The 23127-nt window shown below is 50.2% G+C and carries 19 protein-coding genes; 11 read left to right on the plus strand and 8 right to left on the minus strand.

Translation table 11 applies throughout. From position 1 onward, the window contains the following. A partial coding sequence (locus EDC56_RS19665) for a hypothetical protein (protein WP_162844225.1) occupies positions 1-771 on the minus strand: 771 nt, incomplete at its 3' end. A 589-nt stretch (positions 772-1360) separates the two neighbouring features. Between EDC56_RS19665 and EDC56_RS16775 the strand changes: the two genes are divergently transcribed. Next, a complete protein-coding gene (locus EDC56_RS16775) occupies positions 1361-2503 on the plus strand; it encodes a M14 family metallopeptidase (protein ID WP_123713845.1) in 1143 nt (380 codons plus the stop codon). A gap of 180 nt (positions 2504-2683) precedes the next feature. On the opposite strand, the gene EDC56_RS19835 is transcribed toward EDC56_RS16775, so the two are convergent. The 4 genes from EDC56_RS19835 to EDC56_RS16785 all read right to left on the minus strand — a co-directional run bounded on the left by EDC56_RS19835 (position 2684) and on the right by EDC56_RS16785 (position 5409). Then, positions 2684-3106: a M4 family metallopeptidase gene (locus tag EDC56_RS19835; RefSeq protein ID WP_211333739.1), complete on the minus strand. Its 423-nt coding sequence runs from the start codon at positions 3104-3106 to the stop codon at positions 2684-2686. Beyond that, the gene (locus tag EDC56_RS19840; RefSeq protein ID WP_211333740.1) at positions 3090-3812 is read right to left on the minus strand and encodes a PepSY domain-containing protein; all 723 of its coding nucleotides are present in this window, start codon (positions 3810-3812) and stop codon (positions 3090-3092) included. The genes EDC56_RS19835 and EDC56_RS19840 overlap by 17 nt, the downstream gene beginning before the upstream one ends. Continuing rightward, on the minus strand, positions 3772-4227 hold the full coding sequence (locus EDC56_RS19670) for a hypothetical protein (protein ID WP_162844226.1): 456 nt from the start codon (positions 4225-4227) through the stop codon (positions 3772-3774). The genes EDC56_RS19840 and EDC56_RS19670 overlap by 41 nt, the downstream gene beginning before the upstream one ends. A gap of 531 nt (positions 4228-4758) precedes the next feature. Continuing rightward, positions 4759-5409: a hypothetical protein gene (locus EDC56_RS16785; RefSeq protein WP_123713741.1), complete on the minus strand. Its 651-nt coding sequence runs from the start codon at positions 5407-5409 to the stop codon at positions 4759-4761. Positions 5410-6038: 629 nt separating this feature from the next. On the opposite strand from EDC56_RS16785, the gene EDC56_RS16790 reads away from it, so the two are divergent. Further along, complete coding sequence (locus tag EDC56_RS16790) at positions 6039-8534, plus strand: SMP-30/gluconolactonase/LRE family protein (protein ID WP_123713742.1); 2496 nt, start codon at positions 6039-6041, stop codon at positions 8532-8534. A 105-nt stretch (positions 8535-8639) separates the two neighbouring features. Here the strand turns inward: EDC56_RS16790 and EDC56_RS16795 are convergent, their stop codons facing one another. After that, positions 8640-9437, minus strand: coding sequence for a helix-hairpin-helix domain-containing protein (locus EDC56_RS16795; RefSeq protein WP_123713743.1), 798 nt, complete (start codon positions 9435-9437; stop codon positions 8640-8642). 321 nt (positions 9438-9758) lie between these two features. Further along, complete coding sequence (locus EDC56_RS16800) at positions 9759-11174, minus strand: FAD-dependent oxidoreductase (protein WP_123713744.1); 1416 nt, start codon at positions 11172-11174, stop codon at positions 9759-9761. Between the two features lie 474 nt (positions 11175-11648). Between EDC56_RS16800 and EDC56_RS16805 the strand changes: the two genes are divergently transcribed. From EDC56_RS16805 to EDC56_RS16815, 3 genes are all read left to right on the plus strand, one after another. Continuing rightward, positions 11649-12425 carry a DUF1826 domain-containing protein gene (locus EDC56_RS16805; protein WP_245980732.1) on the plus strand — a complete coding sequence of 259 codons (777 nt, stop codon included), beginning with the start codon at positions 11649-11651 and terminating at the stop codon, positions 12423-12425. 148 nt (positions 12426-12573) lie between these two features. Further along, positions 12574-13272 carry a DUF2796 domain-containing protein gene (locus EDC56_RS16810; protein ID WP_123713745.1) on the plus strand — a complete coding sequence of 233 codons (699 nt, stop codon included), beginning with the start codon at positions 12574-12576 and terminating at the stop codon, positions 13270-13272. A gap of 28 nt (positions 13273-13300) precedes the next feature. Beyond that, positions 13301-14305 (plus strand): CobW family GTP-binding protein, encoded by a 1005-nt coding sequence (locus tag EDC56_RS16815; protein WP_123713746.1) that lies wholly within the window; start codon positions 13301-13303, stop codon positions 14303-14305. Between the two features lie 39 nt (positions 14306-14344). Here EDC56_RS16815 and EDC56_RS16820 read toward each other — a convergent pair whose 3' ends face one another. Then, positions 14345-15028, minus strand: a complete 684-nt coding sequence (locus EDC56_RS16820; protein WP_123713847.1) for a DUF3299 domain-containing protein — start codon at positions 15026-15028, stop codon at positions 14345-14347. Between the two features lie 107 nt (positions 15029-15135). Here EDC56_RS16820 and EDC56_RS16825 point away from each other — a divergent pair, with 107 nt between their 5' ends. From EDC56_RS16825 to EDC56_RS19680, 6 genes are all read left to right on the plus strand, one after another. Then, positions 15136-15816: an ATP-binding cassette domain-containing protein gene (locus EDC56_RS16825; RefSeq protein ID WP_123713747.1), complete on the plus strand. Its 681-nt coding sequence runs from the start codon at positions 15136-15138 to the stop codon at positions 15814-15816. Then, positions 15816-17060 (plus strand): ABC transporter permease, encoded by a 1245-nt coding sequence (locus EDC56_RS16830; RefSeq protein ID WP_123713748.1) that lies wholly within the window; start codon positions 15816-15818, stop codon positions 17058-17060. The genes EDC56_RS16825 and EDC56_RS16830 overlap by 1 nt, the downstream gene beginning before the upstream one ends. 188 nt (positions 17061-17248) lie before the next feature. After that, a complete protein-coding gene (locus tag EDC56_RS19675; protein WP_162844227.1) occupies positions 17249-17395 on the plus strand; it encodes a hypothetical protein in 147 nt (48 codons plus the stop codon). 266 nt (positions 17396-17661) lie between these two features. Beyond that, positions 17662-19623, plus strand: coding sequence for a RecQ family ATP-dependent DNA helicase (locus tag EDC56_RS16835; protein WP_123713749.1), 1962 nt, complete (start codon positions 17662-17664; stop codon positions 19621-19623). A gap of 285 nt (positions 19624-19908) precedes the next feature. Next, a complete protein-coding gene (locus EDC56_RS16840) occupies positions 19909-21906 on the plus strand; it encodes an acyltransferase family protein (RefSeq protein ID WP_123713750.1) in 1998 nt (665 codons plus the stop codon). An 891-nt stretch (positions 21907-22797) separates the two neighbouring features. Then, on the plus strand, positions 22798-22956 hold the full coding sequence (locus EDC56_RS19680) for a hypothetical protein (protein WP_162844228.1): 159 nt from the start codon (positions 22798-22800) through the stop codon (positions 22954-22956). The last annotated feature ends 171 nt before the right edge of the window (positions 22957-23127 follow it).

Consider the following 23127-nt stretch of genomic DNA (forward strand, 5'->3'; position numbering starts at 1 on the left):
TAGCGTGATGAAGCCGTCGCCATCGTGATCTTCCTGGGCATCCGTGCCATCTAACGGATTCAAGCCATTGACCACTTCCCAGCCGTCCAAGATGCCGTCGCCATCACTATCAGCGATACATGCATAGCTTTCGCCAATATCTAGAAAGCCATCACTATTGATATCTTCTTCTGCATCGCTGAGCCCGTCACCATCACTGTCAAGCTTCGTGCTATCAGTGCAGAGCCCGTCCTCGATATGATCAGGAATGCCGTCGCTATCGGTATCAAGCGGCAGAATGCGAACAGTTTCACTACTGACTCTTGTACCATCAATAGCCACCGCAACCACCCTCCAATAATATGAGGAGGCGGATGGCAAGGCCGCAATAAAGAGTGAGGGTTCTGTTACACCGGTAGTATATAACTCAGGGTCGTCTGTACTGCCAAAATATACTTCGTAAAATAGGGGGGCCTCCGCCGTACTCGCATCCCCCCAATTTAATGTAACCCCTGCACCATAACTAATAACACTGTCATTTTGCATGTTAAGGGTAAAAGAGGCCGGCGGTTCCGTTGTTTCGTCAGTAGCGACAACTCGATGAATCAACCGATTGCCCATCGCGTCGTAATAATAAACGAGCTTTTTGTCGTCATCATAGCCAGCACTAACAAGGCGGTTTGCGTCGTCATACTGAAATATTGTTGTACGTGCTTGTGAAAACGATGAGAGAAAGCACACAAAAAGCACTAAGGCTATGACTAACCTTTGTTTAAATTCCCTAGCAAACATTCCTCAATCCTTAAGGTATCTGGCTATTCTATTTATTGGCGCCCAGACTACATAGTAAAAACGGTAGAAACAACTGTCGATAGCTTTTACAAAACACGATAGCAGCGCCGCTATTGATAGAGAAAGCTGTTGAGCGAAGACAAGCTGTACTGGACGATATTGCGTCTATTACATATGATCATCGCATACACCGCGCCGCAGCATGCACCATAACAAGCACCAAAGATCATCTGATTACGCCCATAAAGGAATATTTTTCAATGTATTACAAAGCCCGTTCAAATCCCGCCGTCCCACCAACTACTAAAACCCAAGCAACCTTGCTTGGGTTTTTTTATGCCCTAAAGAAACCTCACTACAACGGTACGCAGCAAGCCTACCAAGCAATGTCAGCAGCTCTACATCAGCAGAGGCCAATCTAATAACTAAACGATTATGTCGCCAATATGCACAACACAAAAACGGAGGCATCTAACAAGTAGATACTGTCATTCAACGTGACATTGATATAGCTCAGCTTGCAATGGCCCCACCGCATTACCCTATTCCCCATACGCATTCTGGCTAAAGCCGTGAAGGAAAGATGATTATGCAAATTACTGACAATTTCGACAGCGGTAACATTCGTGTTATCGATGCCTCTAACGCTAGCAATATCCAACTAGAGATCAAACAAGATAACCAATCTGACTTTTATCAGTGGTTCCACTTTAAGCTGCAAACTGACCTCGCCGCCAATGGCGATCGTTTAGAGCATGTGATGCATATTAACAATGCCGGTAAGGCGGCCTATGTTGAAGGCTGGGTTGATTATCAAGCGGTTGCTTCATATGACCGCGAGCACTGGTTTCGTGTGCCAACGCAGTATGACGGTAAAAAGCTGACGATCACCTTCACCCCTGAATATGACTCAATCTACTTCGCCTATTTTGCGCCGTATAGCTACGAACGTCACCAAGACTTAATTCATAACGCCCAAATGCACCCCGATTGCCAGCTACAGGTGTTAGGCCAAACGCTTGATGGCCGCGATATGACGCTATTAAAACTTGGGGAGGAAGGTGATGGCAAAAGAAACATCTGGATTACCGCTCGTCAACACCCGGGTGAAACCATGGCCGAATGGTTTGTCGAGGGACTATTAGCCCGACTGCTTGATATCGATGACGGCGTTGGCCGTGCCTTATTGAGCAAGGCCGTTTTCTATATTGTGCCCAATATGAACCCTGATGGTAGTGTTCGTGGCCATTTGCGGACCAATGCTTGTGGTGCCAACTTAAACCGCGAGTGGTTAGAGCCTAGCATGGAGCGCAGCCCCGAAGTCTTCCTCGTCCGTGAAAAAATGCTGGCAACCGGTGTCGATATGTTCTTAGACGTGCATGGCGATGAAGCATTACCGTTCAATTTTGTTGCCGGCTGTGAAGGCGTCGTTAATTACGATGCACGCCATAAAGCACTTGAAGATAAATTTAAAAAAATCATGCTCGCTATCACACCAGAATTCCAGGATGAGCGCGGTTATGATAAAGATGAACCCGGCAAGGCGCTAGCGACTGTCGGCACCAACTGGGTGGGCAATCAATTTAAGTGCTTGGCTTACACCATCGAAATGCCATTTAAAGATAATGAGTTATTACCCGATGATAGTGTCGGCTGGTCTGACCAGCGCAGTAGCCTACTCGGCCGAGACTTCTTAACAGGCATTTACCACATGATAGATGACTTACGTTAATTAAAAATAACCGTAACCGATAGCCAATTTATCGCAGGAAAAAAGGAGGCTAGTCACTGCCTCCTCAATTTTCAGCCGCAAGTCGCATAACGCTATCTATTGCGAGCTGACAAACAGACACCGTCCAGAAAGGAAGTGCCTGAAGACTATTTAAGCAAATAGTTTTTTTATATTGTATCGCTAGCCTACTTTACAATCGGCATTGACGCCGACAGCCCTGAATGCTTCAACCACGTCATCAGCATTGTATTTACTATCGAGGGCTGCACTTTTGACGCCGCAGGCTGCCTCATCAAAGTCGGTATTGCTCGTCCAGTACAACTGGTTAGCCCGAACCATAACTTCGAAGGCCTTTTTCGTATCCCAACCAACAGTATTAGCGAGCTTATAGAAGGCGAGGTTAAATATGCCACTACCATAATGGACGTCGAGCCCCTCTCGATAATCATTGACGTGAGCGATAGACATACCATCCTGTCTGGGGTCCCTAAAATAACGCGCAGCGATACCGTTCTTGACGATCTGACCGCCCACTAACCAGTCATTGCTACCCTGCATAAAGTATTCAGCGGCCTCTCCTGCCATATCAGAAAAAATACTCATTAATCGCGCCAGATTTTCCATGATAAACTAGGCCCGAGTTTTGCTCGGTAAAACCGTGACTGATTTCATGGGCGGCAACATCTAGACTCACAAGTGGATAAAGCATTTCACCACCGTCACCAAAAGTCATCGCTGAGCCATCCCAAAAAGCATTTTCATAATCTCTCGAATAGTGCACACGCATAGTCAGCTTAAAGCTGATAGGCGCAGTACCATACCAGTCATTGTACATATCAAAAATAACACCACCGAAGTAGTGTGCATCATTCAGCGGCGAGTAAGCACCATTTTTTGCTCGTACAGTATTCTCTGGGCAGGTGAAAGAAAAGGCTCTAGAGCCGCTGGTGTTACCGTTCAAGTCGACGGTCTTTACATTAGCGTTTTCCATAGTGCATTTATTGCCGCTTTGAGTGACATCGAGATAACCAAAGTCTGTACCATAAATATACTGTCCGGTTTTTTCGTTGCCACCGGGGCCGACGCCAATTAGCTGGCTTGTACCAAACAACTCATGAGGGTGGCTATCGTGACTGTCGGAATGGGCCAGACCATCCCATTGCTTAATGATTTTTCCGCTATTGGCATCAATGATAGCGAAGGGGCGACTTGGCTTCTTGCTGGCATGGAAATATGAAACTTGGTAAACCAGTTTAGCGACATTATCTTTATCGATAAGGATCGAACAGCTCTGTGGTGCGGTTTTCAATCTTACTGGATCGTCGGTGCTTGTTTTTTTTGAGCAATCGTTTGAAGGCTTTTTTGGCTGATATTTTCGCCGTAACCGAGGTTAAATCATCGTCAATATTACTAGCTAGGCGACCGATTGGCGAGTGCAGAGAGCGTGACTCACTTTTTTGCTGGACGATATTACTGTCCAGAATAGGCACGCCCTTATAGAGCTGCTGCGAACGAACAAGCTCCTTACCATTTTTTAGTCGTATGCGCTGCCTTTCTATTAATGTTGAATGAGGGCCTAAGTCTATATTTTTTTCGACGGGCAATTGTCGCAGCGCAGAACCCTGAGTGCTTGTGCTTGTGTAGTTAACCCAGTCTGCTGCCTGGGCGCTCATGCATAGACCGAACGCAACCGCAACAGCACCTACTCCCTGAAAAATATTCATTATCTTATTCCGTTAATTATAAATTTTTATAAATTCCTTCGATATATACTAACTTATAAGAGAGACACAGGCATCGCCGAAATAGGCGATAGTTTTTGTCGAATGAGAATAATGGAAAATTATTAATATCGCCTTTGGTGACGATCATTTCCTACGCGGATACGTAACATTTTTTAAAAACACAAGCCTAGTTGATTGATTTATATTCCTGCCCCAAATATTATGAACTGCTAGCAGGAGTCTATTGACCTAGCTCTGGAGATATTGATGGCGACATTTCGGCTCGTGCAATTTTTTCAACGGCCTATAAATAATGAGGCTAAGATCGTGCCGGCGTTATGGGATAAACAGAGGCCGTATATTATCAACAAGCAATCCGACCGGCATCGTCCCCCTAGGGTCCAAAGAAAATCTCACGTTCCCCCTCGATCGTGAACAATTGCCCTAGGGGGCTACTGGTTACCGCCCTTTTTTACACAAATAATTTTATGCACAGTCAAGCCTGAAGCCTGTGTGCCTAATGCCTAATGCCTAATGCCTTAAAGTAGAGCGCTCAACATACCCCATCAACCTATTAGTAGGTACGGCATAGGCTGGCTCCGACCTAAAAGCACTACCAAGCTCAGGCACAAGCAGGTCGGTAGAAAAAGCAATGCCGGTCAAGCCCAGGCTTTCGACGGCGCGCTTAAAAATTTCGTTGCAGTAGAGGGTTTGTCCTCGACAGAGCTTCGATTTAAACAGCACAAGCTCGCTAACGCTCTCCTCAAAGGCTAATTCTGTCACAGTATCAATATAACCTTCGCTGCGATGACACTTCGCCGTATCTTCTTCACCAAAGCGCAGGCAATTAAAGATATAAAAGACTTCATCGTTGACGGTCACGGGCAGAAACTCGCCGCAATCACGCAGTAACTCCCCCAGGTAACGATTAGCCTTTGGCGACAACGATAGACTCCCGTCCAACCAAAGGCTGACATCGGGAATCTCTGCACCTGGCCCCCCTCCGGTATACCGGGCCTCAGGCTTTGGCCACCAGGAGCTAAACGATAAATTATTAAAGCTAAAGTCCATAACCTCCTTTCTAGCAAGATAAGCTGGCCGCTGCTTGCAAACCTCTCTGATGGAATAATCCAGAGACTTAAATCGGCGTGAGTCGATGTTTATCCGATAGATCCCCTGCATTATAGCCCCCTTTATTCGCTGTGATTGCAGCATTACTCCATTCTAGGCCTATCACAGCTTTTACCAACCCATCTGTTCATGGGGGATAACGTTTAATCAATCTTCAATGGCATCCCTATTTGGGGGTGCGACGATTTTTCTTACAGCTATAAGCCAACACACAGGCTAAATAGCAGTAACACCTCGCCACCACCGACTGTCGCAAATAAATAGTTTCTCGCTATCTTTTTATAGCCAACTATCAATCGCGAGCAGTCAATCGCGAGCAGCCAATCAACACCGACCTCCGCAATACTCCCCGGCAACACTCCTCGACAATATTATCCTCGACAAGACGATCCTCGACAAGACAGCCAACAACAAAGCAACTAACCAAACAATCATGCCGATATTATTCAATGAAAATAAAAACATGTTTATTTCAAATATTGGCGGCACTAAAGCTAAAGATAGCTGTCTATAAATACCGCCAACCAACTTGGCAGATGAAAATAAATATCACCACAAGGTGAACAAAATGAGATTATTTATTTTTTATTAAAAACAGATAACAACTAACCAAGAGAATTATGGGCGTGTTATGTTGTCGGGCCACGATTGCTTTACTTGGATTTATATAAGGAAATATAATGACAATTTCAAAACTACTGTCGGGGAGTGCACTCTGCGCGCTCACAACATCTGTTCTGCCGGCTTACGCCGATCCCAGCCCCCTGCCTAGTGCGGCACCGCCACAGATCGAGCGGCTCACCGATCAATACGCGCTGACCGCCGAGCGGCTCAATCTCACCGATTTTACCACCACCTCACTGACCGGTATCGAGCCCAGCGCAGACTTCGATGGTGACGGTCGCAACGACTTTATCCGCCTTGAACAGGCTCGCCTCGATAATACCGACGTTACCTTCATTGCCGTACACACGCTCACCACCGACGGCTTCGCTGAGATCGCCCGACATGCTGTCAACGGTAATTACTATATGGCAGAAACCATCGCCGATATCGATGACGACGGCGTACAAGACCTCGTGCTCGGTGGCCACGAGTACGGCATCGGTGCGAGCAATGCCGGTGGCCTCGCCGTGATCTCCGGTAAGTTGATCCCCGCCGTCAGTAAGACACCGCTGCAAACACTGGTCGGCGACGCCGACCAGGAGAATCACAGCCTCGGCGCCCAACTGATCAGCGGTGATTTCAATGGCGACGGCATCGTCAACGAGGTAATCTCGTTTAACGGCGACCGCCGGATCAACATGTACGACTGTAGCACCGGCAGCAACTGCCTGAACAACCCCGCTGCAGGCTGGCAGCATTCCCTATTGCTCCCCATCAACCCTGATGGCGACCTCGGCGATAGTATCGATTACTCCTCCGGCGCCTTCCCGCACATCAAAAATCTCACCAACGTCGGTAACTACGATGGCTCGGCAGACGGCTCCGACGACATATTAGTCAACTACGGCCTCAGCCTGCACGTCATCCTCTCAGGCTCGACCGGTGCCGTGATCAATGACCTGCAAATGCCCTTTTATCCACAGGGACTCCCCTATCACTCTGGTCGCTACGGCCTCGGGCTATCGGACACCCACTTTCGTGCCGAGCTGACCAGTGACCTCGACGGTGGCGGCGTCGACGACCTGATCACCCTCTCCATCAGCAATATCGACGGCTACTATGGCCAAACCAGCACACTGTTAACAGCGCTATCATCGGAGACACGCAAGGTACTCTGGCAGCGGGATACTGGCCTAGCACAGGGCTGGGCGCTCTTTGTCGCTGCGACCTCACTGCCCGCCGGCGACCTCAACGGTGACGGCATAGACGACGTCTGGGTCGACTGGGCAGGCTTCCTCCCCACCATCCCCGGGCTAAACCTTGATAATGATGGTGCTGCTACCGTGCAACTGGTTGGCTACTCCGGTAAAGATGGTGAAGAGTTACTCCGCTACACTCACCCAATCGTCAATGGCAGTAGCGAACCCAGCGTCTCCCTCTATCCGCACTACGATGACAACGGCAACCGCCAGCTGATCATCAACACCACCAGCGCCACCGAGATCGTTGGCAAGAAGGCACTTACTGAGCCCGTCGTCGCCAGCCAGCCCAACTACCGGGTCAGCAAGTCAGCCTGGCACTATAACGGCAACGACTACTCCGCCGGCGAGGCGATGATGTTGAGTTTCGGGGTGCCTTTCACCAACGACGACGTCACCGAGATAGCGCCTTTCTTCACCTATTTGGATGCACCGAAGACGACGCTGTCGATGCGCACCATCAACCGCTCGCTGAACCTTGCACTGGTACAGAACCCGGAGGGCAAACGCTACGCGATGCTCTCCACATTCACCGGCAGCCAACTTAACGATTACGGCTGGCAGGTGGACTGGTTTGGTGCCGACTATTACGCCTTCGATGAGCAAACCGGGGAGTTTAGTGTTACTGCCAGCCAGAGCTGCGTCAGCGGCCTATACGGTGTGAGCAAGAACGACGGTGAAGCCAGCCGCATCGTTGCTATCGACCTCGCCAGCGAGACACTGACTCCGTTAGCCGGTATCGAGACTAACGCCACCAACTTGGCGGCCGCCGACGGCCAGCTGGTCTATGTCGAGCAACTAGATAAGAAAACGCGCGCCTCAAACATCTATCGCTACGACCTATTCAGTGGCGAGCAGAGCCTCAGTGCCGAGGCCACCTCTTACCCGCTCTACCGCGCCAGCTTCGATCGTGAGGGGCGCTACACCTCGACCAGCAAAACCACGATGTATCGCTTCGACCTAGAGAGTGGCAAGAAAAAGGTTCTCGGTAAGCTTATCTACGACGGTGAAAACTTTAAGAACGGTGATATCGCCTACTCCCTCGATGGCAGCACGCTCTACCTGTTGACCAAATCGGCGCTATACACTGTCGACAAAGACACCCTCGCGCTGACGAAGTTGGGTGATCACGGTCTCAAACGCGCCTCTGGACTCGCCGTCGATGCCAGCGGCACGCTCTATGCTAGCGCCCGAGCTGGCGGCGCAGGGGCGATCTATACCCTCGAGCCGAGCACCGCTACAGCGACCAAGCTGTTTAACACCGCCGAAGTCTTGCACGATCTCGCCTACGTTAACCAAAGCTGCCAGTAACCGCAGTAAACCACTGCCGGCCGTTAAGCGCGCCGGCAGCGCATCACTCTAATAACAATCTAACAACGCGGTATTATCGTCGCCTCCCTTTGCTGCCTCGTAGGCTTAATGCGGCTCATTGGTGATCAATCGCCCCGCCAGTATCTTTTCAACCACCACGTTACCGACACCTTTCACGCTCAGCAGTTCTTCCTTGCTCATGCTGAAAACGTCTTTCGCCGTCAGCACGCCGATTTTTCTCAGCGCCGCTGCAATCGTCGCGTTCACACCATCGACCAGTGTCAGGTTACCCGGCTTATCGAAACAGTACTCCTTACGCTCTTCGAGAGAGACGCAGGAATGTATACGGCACATTGCCAAATCGATACTGGTGACCTTATAGTGGCTCAAGATGCCTTTTTCGATAGCCATGTGTTTTTCGTTGACCGAGGCGTAGCTAAGGGCGGCCTGCATCTTTTGCTGAATATCTTCATCGCCCTCAAACAGCTGCACTAAGCCGCTGGCATAGTCGATATAATCGACAAGATTGACCATACCCGCATCTGACGAGGTCACTCTTTCATCAAAAGGTGTCGGCTGTTCGGACAATGGCAGCCAGACACCGGCACTCGAGCCGCCGTAATTTGGTGGCGTACCCTCACCACGATAGATCTCCCCGCCGCGCTCAAACATCTCAATTGAGTTTGCCAAACGGCAGGTCGGAATAAAAACATAGCCGTCAGCGCCAGCGTCTTTCGCTACTGCTGCACTGTCTTCTGCTACGGCGTTTTGCTCCACCACAACATGCTTCTCTACCACGACGTCTTTTGCAGGGTTCGTGTGCAGATGATTATCTGGCGTGTTTTGCTCAACACTATCAGCTTTTCTGCTACCAAATAATTTAGAAAAAATAAATTTCAACATAAGTAAAGGCCCCCTTAATGGCCAATATCTCTAGACACCGCAGTCTAGCACGACGGGGGATTTACAAATCATGCGCCAAAGCAACACCGATAGACTTAAAAACCGTGCTTTTGTGTACCACATCACATTCTTTTTTAGTTTTTATGGAAAAAACTAAAACACCATGCCAACCGCAAAGATAGGTAGACAAAAAATCAAAAAACCCATTATTCCAAAATAAGCATAATCACTAACAAAAAAATATTAACAAATGCCAAGCACGAAAAATTTACAGCAAAGACCGAGGGGCAATATCATAATAGTCGCCCCTCTCTTGCGACGCTATTTATCCGCTTTAGCCGCAGCGTTAGCAAATTTCGCCAACTGCTTGTCCCACCAAAAAACGCCTTTACCCGCGTCTTCTGCCTTTTCTTTGCGACGTATAGCATTACGCACCATCATCACGCCAAGCCAGCGTACTGGTTCGATGGGGAAAGACCCCTTAGGGCCGGAGACTAGGGCACAGCGACTCCATTCATTGTCTTGCTCCAATACCAGGGATGACAGTATCTGCCCGCCAATCCAGGTTTGCGCCACACCGTTGCCGGAATAACCCAGACCGTAAACAATATTATCTTGCTCGGCTAGCTTGCCGAAAAAGGGTAAACCCGTCGTCGAGCGGTCGGAAGCGCCGGTCCAGGTGCAGGCAAAGGCCTCGTCCTTTAACGACGGAAACAAGGTATCAAACGAACGGCGCAACAGCGGAATATAGCGGCTCGCCTGATCGAAGGCGCGGGTAATCTTATTGGCAAAAGGAAAGTAGTTACCGCCCTTGCCCAGCATTAAACGCCCGTCGGGAGTAGAGCGATAGTAGTGCACAAAGATACGAGAATCGACTACCGCCTTGCCGTCTTTAAGCCCCATCGCCGCCAGCTTTCCCGGTATCGGCTGAGTAATCGCCATATCGGAAGAGACTAAAACGATACTGCGTCGAAACTGCGGGAATTGCTCCAGCATCCACGCGTTGAGTGCCAGCACAACTTTGCCCGCAGCAACCGTAGCCTGTGGCGTGCGGATCGTCACCGGCTGACCATAGTCGATCGCCTCCATTGGCGTTTGCTCGTAGACCTCAACCCCCAACTTCTCCGCCACAGACTTTAGCCCCCTAACCAGCAAGCCAGGCTGTACGCTGCCGGCGGCGGGCGAGTAGAACCCCTCGATGTGCTGTGACGAGCCAGCCTCACGCTGCACCCGCTCTTTATGCCACTGCTGCCAGCTATTAATTTCCTGTTTGCTCAGTTCCGCTAAGACCTTGTCCATCGAGCCCTGCTGGGCGGCATTGGTGGCGGTATATAGCGTGCCGTCACGGCGAAGTTCGGCGTCGATCTGATGCTCCTGACAGAACTGCTCGAGCGCATAGACGGCACGCTCAGATGCCTGCACTAGGTGGATGGCCTGTTGCTCGCCATAGATCTTTTTCATCGAGGTGTATTTCGTCGACCACGTCAGCATACAGCCACCGTTGCGCCCAGAGGCGCCACTGCCGCAGAGACCTTTTTCGATGATCACCACACGCAGCTCCGGCTGCTGTTGTTTGATCGTGATCGCCGTCCACAACCCAGTATAACCACCGCCAACGATACAGACATCGGCCTCAATATCCTGCGTCAGCACCTTCGGGCAGTGGTTAGACTCCCGTTTCATGGCTTGTGCGAACCAAAAAGGCTGAATATGATCGGCGGCGGGGTTATCTGACATAGGGAACTTCTCACTGGACTAGACCAAAATTTTCCACCACCCTAGCAAAAAAATCGTCGAGCTCAAGCGATAACCGTCGTTGTCATATAAAATTCACATAAAAAACAATTCTATGCTTATCGCCTTATTAACAGAGTAGGTCGGTTAAAATAGCCTAATACGATAAACAATAAAGACTTAAAATCTGTAATCAACCCGATTAAAGAATAAATATAAAAAGATAAAACACAGCAAAAATAAATGGCATATTTTTTCTTTACGTCATTTCTTTAATAAGAAGTGAGACAGATAAGGCAATCCGGCAGTGAAGTTTTCGCTTAAGCCAGCCAACAAACCACCTCCACGCCTATGCAACTGCAACTGCAACTGCAACTGCCCTAGCATGCGACAAACAGCTACCAAATAGATATGTTATATTATAACATATCGTTGTTACTTGATGAGTACACAATAATACACAGGGGTAGCCTCAGTATGGTTCAACAACCACCGATTACAGTGACCAACGGTTATCTTCATGCCGATGCGCGTTCGGTACTGAGTCACGCCCCCTGCCTGGAGGATAAGTCTATGAGCGCAATAGCCACCGCCCACGAGCGCAATATAAACACACTCATAAACCAACACGCGATCACCGGTAATCACCCGGAGATACTTACTGACATCTTCCGCGACGATAGCAATATCGTCGTCTGGCAACGCCAACTTGCCGACGCACTCAGCGCTGCCGTTGAGCACACGCTGACCAACAACAACTCATTACTAACGGCGCTAACAGTGACGCCACAGGACGCCTACGCCAGCATTCACACCGCCCTTGGCGCCACCAGCGCTAGCGCCCCCCTCGCCGCCGACATGGCACAGCTCGTCGATATGTTCTGCTGCCTATTTGACATCGAACGCGCAGGGCTGCGCCTAACCGCCATCGACCGGGCGATGTGTCCGCGCTTCCACGTCGACCACGTGCCCTGCCGACTGGTGACAACCTACCAGGGCGTCGCCACCGAGTGGCTGGCCGAGGACAGCGTCGACCGCAGCAAGCTAGGCCTTGGCAGCCGAGGCAAAGCAGATGCCGAATCCGGCATTTATCGCCGCGCGGATAACATTCAACGTCTACAGCAAGGCGATGTAGCACTACTTAAAGGCGAGCTGTGGCCAGGCAACGCAGGTGCTGGACTGGTGCATCGTTCCCCCTCCTTATCGCCGGGCGAGCGCCGCCTGTTTCTTAGCCTTGATTTCGTCACCTACTAAGAAAATGCGTTTATGTGAGAATAAACATCTATTTTTAATCTAACCGATTTAATCTAACCGATTTAATCTAACCGATTTAATCTAACCGATTTAATCTAACCGATTTAATCTAACCAACACACCCTATTGTTAAACAAGAGTTTGAACTATGAAAAAAGTGTTATCGGCTATCGTCACATGCAACATTGCTCTCGCCAGCCTCGCGGTACAGGCGAGTGACGAGCACGCCCACGGCACCAGCCTCGGCCCCCATGTGCATGGCGTCTCTGAGCTCGCCATCGCGATTGAGGGCAAGGCCCTCGAAATCGAAATGCACTCGCCGGCGATGAACCTGGTGGGCTTCGAGCACAAGGCAAGCACGCAAGACGATATTGCCGCCATCAAACGGGCAACCTCTGTGCTCGATAACAGCCAAGCGATCTTTGGCTTCAACGGTGGTCAGTGCCACCTGAGCAGTCACTCGATCGATATCTCTGGCGCGATGAGCGGCAACGACGAGCATGACCACAAGGCTGATCATGACCATGAGAGCGAACACGCTCACAAAGATGAGCACGATCACGACAACGAACACGCCCACCATGATGAGCACGATCATGACAGCGAACACGCTCACAAAGATGAACATGACCATGAACACAAACACGGTCATGAGCACGGTAACCACAGCGAGATTACTGCACATTACCGCTACAGCTGTGACGATATGAGCAGCCTCTCTGCGATCACCGTCGGCCTGTTTAAGCCCTTCCCCGGTATTCACAAGATCCATGCGGTCTGGGTCACCAAAAATCAGCAGGGCGCCAATCACCTGACGCCACAAGACAACACAATTGCTATAAAATAAGCAAAATAAGTAACCAAGAGATACCACCATGAGCACAGAGCAAGGACCGATCAACGCCGTTCCCACTAACATCATCACGGGTTTTTTGGGGGTTGGAAAGACGTCGGCTATCTTGCACCTGCTCAGTCACAAACCTGCCGACGAACGCTGGGCCATACTGGTCAACGAGTTCGGCGAGATTGGCGTCGACGGCAGCCTATTTAGCGGTCAGCACGCCGAGACACAGGGTGTGTTTATCCGCGAGGTCGCCGGTGGCTGCATGTGCTGCGCCGCCGGATTACCGATGCAAATTGCCCTCAATCAGCTGTTGTCGCGCGCCAAGCCCGACCGCCTGCTGATTGAGCCAACCGGGCTGGGCCATCCGAAGGAGGTGTTACAGGTACTGGCAGCCGAGCATTATCGCACGGTACTGTCACTACAGAAGACGCTGACCTTAGTCGATGCGCGTAAGCTGACTGACACCCGCTACACCACCCACGAAACTTTTAATCAGCAAATATCGGTGGCCGATACGGTCGTCGGCAATAAGCTGGATCTCTACAGCGAGGATGATCGTGCGCGCTTGAGCGCCTACGTGCAAGCGCACGGCCAGCCTCATGCTAAAGTTATATTTTCACAGCACGGAGAAATAGCGCCATCGCAGCTACAGGGCGCCACCGCTACCGAGCTATTCAAAGCACACCACCACCATCACCCACAAAGCGACAAGCCGCTGGCCTCGGAGGCTGCGATGCCTGAACGTGGCTTTATCAAGGCGATGAACGAGGGTGAGGGATTTAACAGTGTCGGCTGGCGCTTCGACGCCGGCAAGACCTTTCATTACGACACGCTATTTACCCTGTTAAGCGGCCTGCGTGTAGAGAGGATGAAGGCGGTGTTTATCACCGACATGGGCATCTTTGCCTATAACCTCACCGCCGACGCGCTAACAGAAGTGGAACTGGACGACTGCCTGGAAAGCCGTGTTGAAATCATCGACACGGGGCTGCACGACAGCCTTGAGTCACAACTACTCGGCTGCCTCACAGATTAAACGTTAGAATCCAGCAACGACTATAGCTAGCTAACGAGACTATTCGACATAGGTCTCGAAGGATTGCATCTGCATCGAGTACGCCGCTGTCGCCATGTCATTCTCGACCAACGACGTCTCTAGTACACCCGATACCCAGTATGGGGTGTACAACTCTTCCTGCTTCAACCCTGGCGGGTAGCGCACAAAGATGATTTGATTGGGTGGCGGCGGTGGCACGTGGATACAGGCGCCAAAGTACGGCACCAAGAAGAACTGCGTCACTTCCTGCTTATCATTAAACTCCAGTGGTACGATAAAACCGGGAACGCGTACTGGCCGGTTATTCATCGCTGGTACAACGTCGGTAGACACTAACGCCTGCTGGTAACGATCGTCTGCGGCGGCCACCAGGCTATTGTTAATCTGACTGCTGATCTGGTCTTCAAACGAACCGTCTTCGACGTCGGCAATGTAACCCGGCGGGTGCTCCAGTGCCTCGAGATCCTCTTTCGGGATCAAGTCGACCCACTCAAGCGGCTTGAATGCCGTGGCGGGTAGTATCGCCAAAGGCAGCACCGCCTTCTTCGCCGCCCCGGGCGACGCCTGCTTAGGCGCTGCCGCCTGCTGGTTAGTAGCCGTCTCCGCCGCGCTGTCGGCGAGCGCCTCATTCTCTGCTTGCTCGCAGGCCAATAGCGTTAGCGTCACCGCCGCCAACACACTCCATCTCACTACTCGCAACATATTCGCCATCATACTAAATTAAAATCATCAGTTTCGGATCGTAATGATACATTGTATCATTTGCGCTTCAAACCGTTTCCTACAACTTTCAACCATGAAGGAATGCAATGGCCATTGATCTTGCCAATATCCGTTTTCACTACCCCGATCGGCCAAACCATCCGGTACTCAATATCCCTTCATGGTCGCTGGCGACCGGCGAATGTGCCTTCATTCATGGCCCCTCCGGTGGTGGCAAATCGACCCTACTCAGCCTACTGAGCGGATTACTGATGGCAGAGCAGGGACAAATTAACATCCTTGGTCAGCGCCTGGACCAGATGAGCAGCCGCCAGCGCGACCGCTTCCGCGCCAATCATATCGGCTATGTGTTTCAGCAGTTCAACTTAATTCCCTACCTCGATGCCATCGACAACATTCGCTTAGCCAGCCAGTTCTCGCAACGCAAGAAAGGCGCGGCAATCGACCACGACATCAAAACACTGTTAGCGACGCTGAATATTGCCGAGAGTGACTGGCACATTCCCGCCCGCAATCTCAGCATCGGCCAGCAGCAGCGCGTCGCCATCGCCCGCGCGCTGATCAACAAGCCTCAGCTACTGATCGCCGATGAACCGACCTCCTCACTCGACCAGGCCAACCGCGATGCCTTTATGACGCTGTTAATGTCGCTAGTTGAAGAGCATCAGATCACCCTACTGTTTGTCAGCCACGATATGTCTCTGTGCCGTTATTTTAAGCGCGTGGATGCACTCACCGAGATTAACCGCATAGAGGAGGCACTGTAATGTTTGCTAAATTAGCGTTGCGCAGCCTGCTCGACCGCAAAGGCTCGGTCGCACTCTCCATGATGGCGATGATGATTAGCATCTTCGTACTACTGGGTGTCGAGCACATTCGTCATCAGGCGAAAGACAGCTTTTCCAATACTGTATCGGGGGTCGACCTGATCGTTGGCGCCAAAACCGGCAAGCTGAATCTGTTGCTCTACTCAGTATTTAGAATAGGCTCGCCCACCAACAATATCAGCTGGCAGTCCGTCGAGAGAATCGCCGCCAGCCCACAGGTGAAGTGGGCGATTCCAATGTCACTCGGCGACTCACACAAAGGCTACCGCGTACTCGGCACCAGCAAAGACTACTTTCAGTACTTCAGCTACGGCCAACAGCACCCACTCACCTTTACTAAGGGCCACGCCTTCGACGGCCTCTTTGATGTGGTATTGGGCTCAGAGGTCGCGAAGAAGCTAGGCTACCAGCTGGGCGACAAGGTGGTGTTATCACACGGCATCGCCAGAACCAGCTTTAGCTTACACGATGACTACCCCTTCACCGTCGTCGGCATCCTTGCGCCGACCGGCACCCCGGTCGATCAGACGTTACATGTCAGCCTCGGGGGTATTGAGGCGATACATGTCGACTGGCATAACGGTGTCAAAATACCGCACAGCGATACCGGCAAGGGTCACTTTACCGACGCTCAGCTGCAACCTAAGAGCGTGACCGCCCTAATGCTCGGCCTGAAGTCGAAGATATCGACCTTTGGCGTGCAGCGACAGATCAACAACGACACCTATGAGCCACTCTTGGCTATTCTACCCGGTGTTGCCTTATCCGAGCTGTGGCAGATGATGGGGGTGCTGGAAAACACCCTGTTGCTGGTCTCTGCACTGGTCTTTGTCGCCGCCTGTTTAGGGGTGAGCGCGATGCTACTGTCGTCCATTCGCGAGCGCAGCCGAGAGATTCAGCTGCTTCGTGTGGTGGGGGCGCCGCCACACTTTTTATTCTGGCTGATCGAGCTGGAAGCCCTGCTGATCACGGTAGTCAGTATGCTGCTGGGGGCCGCCCTGCTCGCTGCCTGCCTGGCGCTGTCGCAGGATTATCTGGTATCACAGTTTGGCCTGCAGATCGGCGCGGCGATCAACCTCGAGCGCAGCCTGGCGATCATGGGCATTATGCTCATCGCCTCATTCGTCGCGGCGCTGTTTCCAGCCATCTACGCCAGCCGAAAGAGCCTGCAGGCACACGGTTAAGCCTGCCTGTCAAACGTCGGCCGTGAGCGCATCGCGGCCCATCGTCTTTAGCTCGGATGACGCCCCTTCTATCAAGGCTACTCGCGCGTCGTTATTGTCCGTTTTGAGTTATCGGTTGTCGCTAACTCAAAAGTTTAGCGCTGCCGCGAGGTGTAACATAGTCGACTCTTCACGCACTGGAGTTTTCTATGAACACACAAGCCAAGACCATAGAGGGCAAGCCATTCCTACTCGTGGGCGTTATTGTATTAACGATGTTCTTGATGAAAAATAGTCGCTCGCTACTGATTAGCGTATCGCTGCTAACGGCCATCAGCACTTATTTAATGTGGTAATATTTAGCCCATTATCAGCGAGGTCATGATGCATTATCATGGCCGCCTGATGTTGCAATGGCCCCCGCTGCGCCGTCTTGTCGGTAACCACTCCGTCGCGTCTACGACATCATCGTGATCTAAACTTTGTTTTTACCCTGGCCGCTACCCAAGCATTCTGTGTGACGCTACTATACTATTCCTCTCTGCCCATTATACCGCCCCTCTCCGCTAACCATGCTAGCTTAGCCGAGGCGAGGCAGTTCTCAAATCGTTAGGAATCAGCTATGAATAGCGCTCTTTATAGTCAGCTACAAAACAGCTTTGGCTTTAGCCAGTTTCGCCCCGGACAAGAGCAAACAATTCAGCAGCTACTAGAGCAGCAATCGTCGCTGGCTATTTTCCCTACGGGCTCAGGCAAGTCACTCTGCTACCAGTTAACCGCGCTGCAGCTCCCCCACTTAACACTGGTGGTATCGCCGTTACTCGCCTTGATAAAAGATCAGCTTGAGTTCTTAGCGTCGAAGGGTATTGCCGCCGCCAGCATCGATAGCACGCTGAGCGCCGACGAGCACCGGCAGGTAGTCCAGGATATCCATGCCGGTAAAACCAAAATACTGATGGTTTCCGTCGAGCGCTTTAAGAATGAGCGCTTTCGTCAATTCATCAACTCGGTGCCACTATCCATGCTCGTAGTGGACGAGGCACACTGCATCTCCGAGTGGGGTCACAACTTCAGGCCGGACTACCTCAAGCTACCCGTCTATCGCCAGGAATTAAATATCCCCCTAGTCTTGCTGTTAACTGCAACGGCGACTCGACAAGTGAAAAACGATATGGCGAAGAAGTTCGAGATCGCGCCACAGCACATCGTTCAAACAGGCTTTTATCGTAAAAATCTCGACTTATCTGTCGTACCGGTTAACGCCACAGAGAAAAATCACACCCTGCTCAAGCTCGTCAAACAACAGCAGGGCGCAGGCATTATCTACGTTACTCGACAACAAAGCGCCGAGCAGGTGGCACAATATCTCGCCGCCCAGGGTGTATCCGCCGCGGCCTATCACGCAGGCTTTGACAGCGAGCGCCGACAACAGATTCAAGCGCAGTTCATGGCTAATCAAGTTCAGGTGATCGTTGCTACGATTGCCTTTGGCATGGGTATCGACAAGGCCAACATTCGCTTTGTAATACACTACGACCTGCCAAAATCTATTGAGAACTATAGCCAGGAGATTGGTCGTGCCGGGCGCGACGGCCTCAGCGCCCACTGTTACACCTTGGCCAACCTGGACGGCATCAACACCGTTGAGAACTTTGTCTATGGCGATACGCCAGAGCTCAGCGCGATTCAGAGCGTACTAGACAGCATTGCTAGCGAGGTTAACAACCAGCGCTGGGAGGTACAGCTAAACCCACTATCCAATGCCACCAACATCAAGCAGCTCCCCCTCAAGACGCTACTGGTACAGTTAGAACTCAAGCAAATTATCAAACCGCTCTACGCCTACTTCGCTGAATTCAAGCTCAAACTACTGCACAGTAAAGAAGATATTGTTGCGCATTTTAATGCTGAGCGCAGCGAGTTTATTAATGCTATTTTTCACCATACAAACTTCAAAAAAGTATGGGGCGAATTGGATTTTCATTCCCTGCTTACCAGCTACGCCTGCGACCGTAGTAGAGTCGTTAGTGCGTTAGAGTATTTACAGGAGCAACAACTGATCGTTCTTGAAACAAAAGGCATGACCGAGGCGTTCTCGGTAGACACGGAAAAACTGCAGCAAGCCGAACTGGCCTCCACACTGCATCGATACTTTGTCGACAAGGAAGAGAAAGAGGTGAAGCGCATTGCCACACTGATTCGTTTTTTTGAACTCGATAAATGCCTGAGCCATAACCTCTCGCGTTATTTTGACGATCAGCAATCGCCCGCACAATGCAGCCACTGCTCTGTCTGCCGCGGCCAAACTGCCAAACTGGCATACTCCAAGCCGCCGCGGGTAGTCAGTGATGAAGAGCTGCTGCACTACACCCTCGGGCTCGAGCAACACCTGCAGGGAAAAACTCCGCAGCCATTAACGATTGAGAGCTACTGTCGCTTTCTCGCCGGCATCAGCGTTCCCTTCTTTGGCCGCCACAAGATCAAGCAGCTACCAGGCTTTGCCTGCTGCGAGGAGCAGCGCTATGCGACAATACGAGAGAGCTTGCAGCGATTAAAAGCACCATCGAATGACGGCGCCCCCTGACAGCTACTAACTGCTAACGACTAACTGCTAACAACTGGTCAGCAACAGCGGGTTAAATCGATAAGCGCACGAATGCACCCCAACGCTATTCGTGCGAGCGAATAGCTGACCTTATTACGTAGCGTAAAAAAACTACTTTTTGATCGATCGTCTATCATAAGTAACTAGTACTGCTATCAGGCTAGGTTTCACTGGAAAAGCGTACTTCGTTAACGTATCTTCCGCTGCAATCAACAACCTCAACTGCATCTCTTTCGACAAATTATTTACTGAAGAATTTCTTATATGCTCAAATTACAGCATCGTGATGACATCGATGGATTACGTGCACTGGCCATTCTGCCAATCGTATTGTTTCACGCACAATTCACCTTATTTAGCGGCGGCTTTATCGGTGTCGATATATTCTTTGTCATCTCAGGCTTTTTAATTACCTCCATTATCGTCCGTGAAACAGCAGCTAACAATTTTAGCTATAAAACTTTCTGGGCGAGGCGAGCAAGGCGAATTTTACCAGCGTCCATCATCATGATTTTCGCCTGCTTAGTCGCCGGCTGGTATTTACTGGCTCCGGACGCCTATCGAGAGCTGGGTCGCTCCGCACGCGAGCAAGCTTATTTCGCCGCGAATTTCTTCTTTGCAAAAGAATATGGATATTTCGATAACGTCGATGAGATCAGACCACTACTGCACACTTGGTCACTCTCTACAGAAGAGCAATTCTACCTCCTTCTCCCTTTTGTCCTTGTGCTACTGAGTAAGTTTTCAGAACAACGTCGACGCCTTGCTTTAATTGCGCTATGCGCCGCATCCTTCTTCGCTAGCGTCATGCTCATTAATAACCACCCCACAAGTACCTTCTATCTATTACACACTCGCGCCTGGGAGCTGCTGATCGGCAGTCTATTGGCGATAGCTCCGCTATCAAATAACTTACAGAGGCGACCTGTGCTGTGTGAAGTAATCAGCCTCAGTGGTTTCGCCACCATAATCTTTTGCATATTTTACTATGATGAACAGATGGTCTTCCCTGGTGCCGCAGCACTTCCGCCAACTGTCGCCACTGCTGCGATTATTTGGGCCAATAGCTATCATCAGACACTTATTAAACGCATTTTGTCATTGCCCAGCCTCGTCTGGTTCGGGCTCATCTCCTATTCGCTGTATCTCTGGCATTGGCCAATAATGGCTTTCACGCAAGAAATCAGTGAGGGTGCCATAAGCACAAGCAATAAGTTTGTTTTGCTTGCAGTCAGCACTGTTGTTGGCTACTTATCATGGCGCTTTATTGAAACACCCTTCCGGCAAAAGCGCCTATTACAAAGCGATAAGGCCATATTATGGGCATCCTTCTGCGCGCTAATAGTCATTATAATAATCGGCCAAATGATCCGCCACAATGATGGCTATCGCACCCGGCTATCAGGGGCGGCTTTTACCTTTGCCGAAGACGCGGTATGGTCGAAAGACCAAGTAAGGTGTTACAAGCTGTCACCAAAGGATATCGACGAAGGAGGTATTTGCCATTTTGGTGGCAGCATGAAAACACCTGCAAAGCTTTTATTTTGGGGCGACAGCCATTCCGCTGCGCTACTGCCTGCTGTTATTGCCAAGGCGAATGAATACGACATTAAGGTCTTGCATGCATCGAATAATGGCTGCATCCCTATTCCTGGTGCAGACAAGTTTGGCAGTGATGATGGCTGCCCGATGTTCAATCAAGCGATGCTGAGACAGGCCACCAGCTCCGGCGTGACAGATGTGCTAATTGCCAGCCGTTGGTCGGTCTATGTTTATGGCGACAGCGCCGACGATCATAGTACACAGCTTGCTACAAACCCGGAGCAAAAAAACCTTGAAGAGTCAAAAGAGCTGTTTAAGGAAAACGCGGAGAACTTCATCGCCCTACTGCGCCAATATAATATTCGTGTCTGGCTGGTTAAACAGGTGCCGCGTATTAGCCATGACAATGTCACGAACGAACTCATTAAGAGGGCAATGCGAGGAAGGGATACATCGATATATAGCATCACGACGGATCAACACGAGAGGCGCCAACGATTTGCTTCTGGTGTACTAGAAGAGCTGGCCGGCGATAGCGTCAGATTACTCGATCCGACACCCTTTATCTGTGACGGCCACCGTTGTGCCGCCGTCGACAATGGCCACTCGAAATACAGAGACGGCAATCACCTTTCCATTTATGGAGCGACTAGCATTCAGAATATGTTTGACCCCTTATTCCAATCCATCAAAGAGCGTGCGGCAACGCCAGAGCAATGAGCTTTCCACTAACAAACATGACTTACAGGCACTACAGACAATAACTTTTATGCTCATAACGAGCAAACCTGCAATACAGCTCTAGGACATTTTTTTCTATAATTGCCTGTAGCACAAGCTGCAGGCACTCGATTGTAGTTTGTTTTTACCTCCTTCAAAGTGCTCGCTCTCAACTCTAAGCGTCAGCCTATCTGCATATATACGCCAACCGTTTGATTAGCCAGTTCGTCAACGCTGCAGGGGCACGCATCGCCTCAACCCGAAATTCACTTCACAGCAGCCTTACCCAGACATCAAAAAGCTCAAAAAAGATATACCGCTTCATTTATTGATGAATTTTTAAATGATGAGCTCAAAGAACGCTCTATTATTAAAAAAACCTAAGTGAGAGAAGTTAAAAAAGCCTCATGACCAAACTGACTAATCGGGTAGACCTATCATGAGGAGCAGCTGCCTCAAGAATATCAGTGGCAAAGATAAGCTGTGAGACAATTTCTTTTGTGTTTCCATCTCCAGTAGCAACGCCATAGCTAAGCTACAACACTAAAAAGTGTAAACACCTCCGACAAAATTATTAACGAGTAATGACAAACTTCAAAACGCCTATTATTAGCTACTAATAATAGGCCGAAAACAAATCACAGACGGTGAGGTCAATGCCATATGTACACAAACCAACTGCCAATTAGCAACATTAAAAGTTACAACCTCACCTGCTAGCACTAGACCACCTATTAATAAGACACTATTATTATCGCCGAAAATACTTTCTGGTCGTGCCGTGCGAGTAGATAGAACGATTACGGTGATATATCCACCTATATAATTCACCGCTGCTAAATCCCGCATGGATTGCGGCAACAGAAAACAAAAGAAAAATTGGACCGAGCCATGAGTTATTTCCTTTACGCCGTTAGTCTCATTGGCTGCGCCATTCTCATCTCTGCCATTCGGCGACCACAACGTCTTGGCTTCAGAAATCGCAAGCTTCTGGCCGGACTAGCGCTATTATTTGGCTTGATCGCCCCCTACTGCCTGCTACTGGATTAACAAACACGCGTCACAAAATATACAGACTAAGCCTTTCTAAAATGATCAGCCATAATTTCTGGCGAGTAAGTCAGGTTATTAACATTTAAATTAATCGTCATGAAACAGGTGTAATAGCACAATCGCTTTATAATGATGTGTGCCATTGAAATAATGAACAGAGAGTATCGT

The sequence above is a fragment of the Sinobacterium caligoides genome (assembly GCF_003752585.1).
Taxonomy (GTDB): Bacteria; Pseudomonadota; Gammaproteobacteria; order Pseudomonadales; family Sinobacteriaceae; genus Sinobacterium; species Sinobacterium caligoides.

Excerpts from the sequence above, each read along its gene's own strand:
- EDC56_RS16775 (WP_123713845.1), top strand. The coding sequence starts at position 1,361 with ATGCAAATTACTGACAATTTCGACAGCGGTAACATTCGTGTTATCGAT.
- EDC56_RS19835 (WP_211333739.1), bottom strand. The coding sequence starts at position 3,106 with ATGAGTATTTTTTCTGATATGGCAGGAGAGGCCGCTGAATACTTTATG.
- EDC56_RS19670 (WP_162844226.1), bottom strand. The coding sequence starts at position 4,227 with ATGAATATTTTTCAGGGAGTAGGTGCTGTTGCGGTTGCGTTCGGTCTA.
- EDC56_RS16785 (WP_123713741.1), bottom strand. The coding sequence starts at position 5,409 with ATGCAGGGGATCTATCGGATAAACATCGACTCACGCCGATTTAAGTCT.
- EDC56_RS16790 (WP_123713742.1), top strand. The coding sequence starts at position 6,039 with ATGACAATTTCAAAACTACTGTCGGGGAGTGCACTCTGCGCGCTCACA.
- EDC56_RS16795 (WP_123713743.1), bottom strand. The coding sequence starts at position 9,437 with ATGTTGAAATTTATTTTTTCTAAATTATTTGGTAGCAGAAAAGCTGAT.
- EDC56_RS16800 (WP_123713744.1), bottom strand. The coding sequence starts at position 11,174 with ATGTCAGATAACCCCGCCGCCGATCATATTCAGCCTTTTTGGTTCGCA.
- EDC56_RS16805 (WP_245980732.1), top strand. The coding sequence starts at position 11,649 with ATGGTTCAACAACCACCGATTACAGTGACCAACGGTTATCTTCATGCC.
- EDC56_RS16810 (WP_123713745.1), top strand. The coding sequence starts at position 12,574 with ATGAAAAAAGTGTTATCGGCTATCGTCACATGCAACATTGCTCTCGCC.
- EDC56_RS16815 (WP_123713746.1), top strand. The coding sequence starts at position 13,301 with ATGAGCACAGAGCAAGGACCGATCAACGCCGTTCCCACTAACATCATC.
- EDC56_RS16820 (WP_123713847.1), bottom strand. The coding sequence starts at position 15,028 with ATGTTGCGAGTAGTGAGATGGAGTGTGTTGGCGGCGGTGACGCTAACG.
- EDC56_RS16825 (WP_123713747.1), top strand. The coding sequence starts at position 15,136 with ATGGCCATTGATCTTGCCAATATCCGTTTTCACTACCCCGATCGGCCA.
- EDC56_RS16830 (WP_123713748.1), top strand. The coding sequence starts at position 15,816 with ATGTTTGCTAAATTAGCGTTGCGCAGCCTGCTCGACCGCAAAGGCTCG.
- EDC56_RS19675 (WP_162844227.1), top strand. The coding sequence starts at position 17,249 with ATGAACACACAAGCCAAGACCATAGAGGGCAAGCCATTCCTACTCGTG.
- EDC56_RS16835 (WP_123713749.1), top strand. The coding sequence starts at position 17,662 with ATGAATAGCGCTCTTTATAGTCAGCTACAAAACAGCTTTGGCTTTAGC.
- EDC56_RS16840 (WP_123713750.1), top strand. The coding sequence starts at position 19,909 with ATGCTCAAATTACAGCATCGTGATGACATCGATGGATTACGTGCACTG.
- EDC56_RS19680 (WP_162844228.1), top strand. The coding sequence starts at position 22,798 with ATGAGTTATTTCCTTTACGCCGTTAGTCTCATTGGCTGCGCCATTCTC.